The organism is Staphylococcus sp. HMSC034G07 (assembly GCF_001835975.1).
GTDB lineage: Bacteria > Bacillota > Bacilli > Staphylococcales > Staphylococcaceae > Staphylococcus > Staphylococcus ureilyticus.
Map to the genome: position 1 here is coordinate 1 of NZ_KV826579.1, position 3937 is coordinate 3937.

Sequence of the window (3937 nt, forward strand, 5' to 3'; positions counted from 1 at the left end):
AAAGAGATGTGAAAATATTTTCACATCTCTTTTTAACTATCACTTGATATCTATTACTTTTCTTTGATTATTTTCAGTTTTTGGTAAATCTACAGATAAAATACCATCTTCAAATTTAGCCTCAATATTATCTTCATCTATATTATTAAGTGAATACATTCTCTTCACATTACTATAAGATCTTTCTTTTTGAATGACTTTCCCTTCATCATCTTTTTCTTCATTTACCTGATTATTTTCAGCAGAAATTATTAGCATATCATTTTCATAAGAAATATCTATTTGGTCTTTTGAAAACCCTGGAAGCTCTGCTTTTAATTCATATCTATCGTCTTTTTCACTAATATCAGTTTTTATACCTTGTTCATCAGGGAAATTACTAAAAAATTGTCTTCCAAAATCTCTAAATAATTCACTAGGTGTCATATCAAAATAATCTCTTCCAAATGGTTTTAAATCATAAGTCATAACAATCACTCCTTATCATATTTAACCTATTTTTTGATTAATATTTTTGACATAATCCAAATCATTTAAATACGCTTCCCAATTACTGTTGAATTCGAATTCAACAAAAGGGCTAAATTCAAATACACCATCAAAATTAGACATATTCTTAAAAGGAATTAGTTTTTTTGAATTTTTATCTAAATTCATATCAACCCCTCCCTATAAAGCATATAACTATTTTCACTATGTATATAACATAAAGGTCAAAGTTGGTCAATAAATTTTCTCGGCATAAATACGTGGTCTATTTATTTTTCTTTTCTCCAAAATAGTAAGATAAAAACACTCCAATACCACCAATAAAAACTGCAACAAAAATCCCAATCCACATTAAAATAGACATAGTAAACGCTCCTTTTTAAGTAAGCTCTATCACAAGAACGATTTAAAATTTAAATACCTTTATTTTGAATTTTAAGGGGGTATTTTAAAGATTTAGGGGTAAATCATATAGTTTTATGCCTAAAAACATATATAAGCTCTTAAAACGCAAATATGAGCCAAATAAATATATGCTATTTTCATAAACAAAAATTTGAGCAAAACCAGTGTCGAATTTTTGAGACACTGCCCATTTACGCACAAAATTATTTTTTGCGATAAAAACTGGGCAACCATGCCAGTTGAACGCTATAGTTCCCGCAGGGGCAAAAATACATAAAAAAACGCTAGCTTTTAAGCTAACGTTTCAAATCTTTTAAGTAATAATTTTGTTTTTCAAAATTCCAAATTGCCGTAATTGAATGTGCTTTTTCTTCTTCGTTACTTGTATTAATTAAATTGCCATCTTCGGCATCGTCTAAATTTAAAATTTTATGTTTTTGTTTAAGCAATCCACCATAACTCAACATATGTTTTCGGTATAAACCTTTTTCCAAGTCATTCACGATTTCTTGATTTCTTTCATCATCAGTTAAAAAATCAGATGACTTAACCGAATATTTAGAGGTTTCTTTGATTGCTGTAAAATTATCTAAATTATTGGTTAAAGATATTATGTTGTTTCATGTTTTGACGACGCATATTAAGTGCGTGTATTTCTTCAAGTTCAGCTTTAATCGATTGCATTAAATATCCTTGCATAGCTTCAACGGTTTCATTCTTTTGTAGCAGCATCGCTTTAAAACGTTTTAAGACACTGACAATTTCAAATTCAACATCTTCTAAACGATAATAGGTATCATGTGCATTATTAAATGATTTCTTCCCTTTGAGTAAAACACTTTTAATAATACGAATTTCTCTAATTTCAAAATTACTTAAGTAATCTTTGATTTGTTGTGGCAATTCTTCGAGAACTTGGAATTTAAGTGCATCATTATTAAATTCGGTTTGTTGATGATTTGTATGATTCGAATGATTGTGGTTTGTTGAATTGTTATATGTATCATTCATATCATGCGTATCATTATTCTCAGTCTCTATATAATCAGTATTACTTAAGTCAGTATCATTAGTGTATTCTTTTGATATGTCATGATGTATTAAATTAATATTTCTTGATGTATCATTATCATATTTCTGGACGTATGAATTTGATACGTCCGTGTTATTACGCTGTTCTATATCATTTTCTTGTTGTGAAATATAATATACATCAGCTTCTGTTACTTCCGGTTTTTTAATATATAATTTATTAGGTTTATTTAAACCTACTCTTATTTGATTGAATAAATCAGCTTGAGTTAATTCTTTTTTAATTTTAGATAACTTATTTGGACTACTAATATTTAAAATAGATTTAAGCTTTTCATTGGTATAAATAAAAAATATATCTCCATTTTTATCTACCCAATTATTTCTTATAGATAAATCTAAACGATCTCTTAATATTGACCATGTTATTTTTGCATCGTTAGACAAATTAACATATTTAGGATTCGTAAAAAACACTTTAGGTAATTGATAAAATTTCTCTTTTTGGATTTCTTTAATGTTAAAGTTGGACATACAAAAACCTCTTTCATATTTAAATTTCTAAAAGAGGTAATAAAAAGCTATAAGTAAGTTTATATGTATTCGACTTGCACTAATAATTCTTAGAATATATAATAAGAATATAACAAATATATAAACAAACAAATCACTTGTTTTATTACCGAAAAAACCTGACTATTCCCGTAGTTGGGTTTCTTTTATATATATTTATAATAACACTTTTAAAAGCTTTGTTAAATTGTTTATATACATTTGGATGTATGCATTTTCAAAAAAGATAAAACTTCGTATAATACCTTTATATGGTTATGTCATATAACAGCGTATAAACGCTTATATAGCAAGTATAAAGGGTATATAACACCTATACATATAGGGTTGAAAGTTTATACATATAATCCTATATAGTTATACGTATAACCATATATAGCTATATGTATAATGAATTATATGTCCTTGTAATAACAAGTATAATAGCTATATAATGGTATAAATGTCATATGTATAATTATATGGAGGCCATTATATGAAAAGTATGAAGGAAATTGCCGATGAATTAAACGTAACAAAAATGACTGTTTATAATAATGCTAAAAAAGCAAATGTAAAATTTCAAAAAATCGATAACGTAAATTACTTATCCGGTGAAGATGAAACTATAGTAGTAAACCGAATAAGAAAAAATCAAAATAAGAATGATGATTTTGAAGGTGAAAAAAAAGAAGAAGCTGAACCTAATAATGATAACCTGGTGAAAGATGAGACAATAAAACAATTATATAACCAAGTAGCTATATATAAAGAACAATCAAATAGAGATAAAGAGCAAATAAATACACTTAATAGACTTTTAGAGAATCAGCAAATATTAGCTTTAGAAAGTAATAAAAAGATTCAAAAATTGGAGAATCAATTAGAGGAAGAAAGACAGCTTAATTATTCCTTTGATACATCTGTTAATGATAGACAAAACGTTAATTCACAAGAAGCAACATTTACTGAAGAATCTAAAGATATTGATCAAGAACAAGAAAATGAACATCCAACAGAAGTACAACATAAAGATGTAGCTGAAGAGGAAAAGGGTGACAGTATAAAAGAAGATGAGTTCCCAAAAGATGATAAACTATCTGAAGAAATAGAGAGTGAGACTGCTGATAGGGGAGAACAGACCCCTAAAAAAGGGTTTTGGAGTCGTTTATTTGGTAATTAATTGTAATAAAAAAGGCACGACAAGTTCATAAACTTGTCGTGCTTTTTTATGTGAATCGAACTTCTGATAATCATCGATTATGTAAATTTAACCCTCGACCTTTGGTAAGAGGTCGAGGGTTTGTAGATAATTTTATCTACAAGTAGCAATTAATGGTTTGATTATTTTGTTATAACTTTTAAATTTACATCTATGTTATTTCGTGTAGATTTTGTATAAAATATGCTAGTTAGTTCATTTAAGGTTCTGTTGCAAAGTAAAAAAATATAGCTAACC

General features: G+C 27.2%; 4 protein-coding genes and 1 pseudogene. 1 reads left to right on the forward strand and 4 read right to left on the reverse strand.

The genetic code is table 11. The features are described 5' to 3' along the window. Positions 1-39: 39 nt before the first annotated feature. The 4 genes and pseudogenes from HMPREF2586_RS00205 to HMPREF2586_RS00215 all read right to left on the reverse strand — a co-directional run bounded on the left by HMPREF2586_RS00205 (position 40) and on the right by HMPREF2586_RS00215 (position 2460). Complete coding sequence (locus tag HMPREF2586_RS00205; RefSeq protein WP_063489132.1) at positions 40-468, reverse strand: Hsp20/alpha crystallin family protein; 429 nt, start codon at positions 466-468, stop codon at positions 40-42. A 21-nt stretch (positions 469-489) separates the two neighbouring features. Then, positions 490-657, reverse strand: coding sequence for a hypothetical protein (locus HMPREF2586_RS12780; protein ID WP_176747365.1), 168 nt, complete (start codon positions 655-657; stop codon positions 490-492). Positions 658-1190: 533 nt separating this feature from the next. Further along, a pseudogene (locus HMPREF2586_RS12545) lies at positions 1191-1472 on the reverse strand (protein rep); the annotation flags it as partial. 16 nt (positions 1473-1488) lie between these two features. Then, a complete protein-coding gene (locus HMPREF2586_RS00215) occupies positions 1489-2460 on the reverse strand; it encodes a replication initiator protein A (protein ID WP_063489117.1) in 972 nt (323 codons plus the stop codon). Positions 2461-2974: 514 nt separating this feature from the next. On the opposite strand from HMPREF2586_RS00215, the gene HMPREF2586_RS00220 reads away from it, so the two are divergent. Next, complete coding sequence (locus HMPREF2586_RS00220; RefSeq protein WP_063489118.1) at positions 2975-3661, forward strand: DUF536 domain-containing protein; 687 nt, start codon at positions 2975-2977, stop codon at positions 3659-3661. Positions 3662-3937: the final 276 nt, after the last annotated feature.